Origin of the sequence: Microcystis sp. LE19-195.1E (assembly GCF_027532095.1) — a bacterium.
Taxonomy (GTDB): Bacteria; Cyanobacteriota; Cyanobacteriia; order Cyanobacteriales; family Microcystaceae; genus Microcystis; species Microcystis aeruginosa.
In genome coordinates this window covers 1-1,789 of the sequence record NZ_JAPZSZ010000109.1, presented here as the reverse complement: position 1 = coordinate 1,789, position 1,789 = coordinate 1, and the positions used below count along the sequence as shown (strand labels likewise).

The following is a 1,789-nucleotide window of genomic DNA, read 5'->3' as shown; positions in this document are numbered from 1 at the left end:
GGAGTGATCAGGGGGAAATTCAGGGACTTTTTCCCTGAAAATTAGGTAATTGACCCCCTCAAAATCGGTAAAACCCCACACCCCACACCCCACACCCTACACCCTGCCCCTAGGAAAAACTTTTTCAGCAGACCCTAATTACTGTCATAATATTTCTCAAAAAAAGAGGAGAAAAAAGCAAGTTCTGCCCTTCTCTCCTCCAGTCTAGCGATTAATTACATTGAAACAGCAGTGAGTAATTTTTTACTATTCACCGCTTTAGTAAGCACCGTTATTTTTGGGAAAAACCACAACACCGATAGTTCTGAAGATTACCCAGATATCGGTTAACCAGTTACGCGAATTAACGTAATACACATCCATCTGCACCCGCAGGGGATAGGGTATGTCATTACGTCCCGAAACTTGCCATAAACCAGTCAAACCGGGGCGAATAGTTAAAACTTTGTCGATGCGATTGCCATATTTCTGCAATTCTTCGGGAACTAAAGGCCGCGGACCGACGACGCTCATATCTCCTCGCAGGACGTTCCAGAATTGGGGAAACTCGTCTAAACTGGTTAAGCGGAGAAACTTGCCAATCCAAGTTATACGGGGATCGTCCTTAAGCTTGAAATTATCCTCGAATTCCGCCCGCAGTTGGGGAGAGTCTTCCATCAGTCTCTCTAATACCTTATCCGCATCCATTACCATAGTACGGAATTTAATACAGTTGAAATGCTGGAAGTTTTGACCGACGCGCTTCTGCACATAGAAGACCGGACCGGGGGAACTAATCGCGATCAATAAGGCTAAGATTAAATAAAGCGGCGAAAAGAAAATTAGAACCGATAGGGAGAAAACGATATCGAATAATCGTTTTGAGGTATCGCCGTCTAAAGCTATTAACCAAGATTTTTGATGCCGTCTACCAGAGACCGAAGGTTTGAACCCTCGCTTCATCAAAGCTTGTAGAGCCTTGACGGAGATAAGTTGGCTATTAGCAGTCATCTTACTCCTTCACATCACACACACCACACAGTACCCATGATAAAGCCACAAGACCGAAAAAACAAGTCTTCAGTCCAATAAATGGCACTGGCAATTTTAGAGCCTTTGTACTGAAAAATCTCTAATTAGGGTTTGCGGCAAAAAGTTTGTTGGTGGGGTTAGGAGTCAGCAGTCAGCATTCAGGAGTCAGTAGTCAGAATTCAGGAGATTATTTTTATTTATTCTCCCCGCTCCCATCTCCCCCGCTCCCCGCTCCCCTGCTCCCCGCTCCCCTGCTCTCCTATACCTTTTAAACAGGATTTAGTATTAAGCTAAGACGTATTTAAACCGCTTATTCTTAGATTAGCCGAATCTCCCCCCCTTGCCCTACCCCGACGTGGGGGTTGGGGGGTGTTGCCCTTTGCAAGAGTGCAAGAGTGTCTCTTGCCTCGTCTCAACAAGCAATTTAAATTACGAACAGCTTATAGGACGTTTTTGAACCACCAAAAATTAATTATGCAAGAGGTTTAATAAATAAAAGGGCATCATTTGCTGATGCCCTGTGGCTGAATATTTAAGTAGTTACGGATTTGATCCTAAGGATGAAGTATGCTCTTGTGTGCGCTCGTCTCCTGACTCGGAGAATTCTGACTCCCGAAAACGAAAACTTTATACTTGATCATCGGAAATTTTGGGTCTGAAACCCCGCCGTTCTAGGTTGGCTTTACGTTAGAATTAAAAGGCCAGTCTCGAAAACCAAGTGGACGGCGCAGCACCTTGAAAACTCGGCTTAGGGGGTTCCGACCAGAAAAGCTTGGCC

General features: G+C 44.8%; 2 protein-coding genes. One reads left to right on the top strand and one right to left on the bottom strand.

The window, feature by feature from the left end:
• The first annotated feature begins 49 nt into the window (after positions 1-49).
• Positions 50-208: a hypothetical protein gene (locus tag O9300_RS06725; protein WP_196219852.1), complete on the top strand. Its 159-nt coding sequence runs from the start codon at positions 50-52 to the stop codon at positions 206-208.
• 50 nt (positions 209-258) lie between these two features.
• On the opposite strand, the gene O9300_RS06720 is transcribed toward O9300_RS06725, so the two are convergent.
• Positions 259-990, bottom strand: coding sequence for an undecaprenyl-phosphate galactose phosphotransferase family protein (locus tag O9300_RS06720; RefSeq protein ID WP_002760967.1), 732 nt, complete (start codon positions 988-990; stop codon positions 259-261).
• Between the last annotated feature and the right edge of the window lie 799 nt (positions 991-1,789).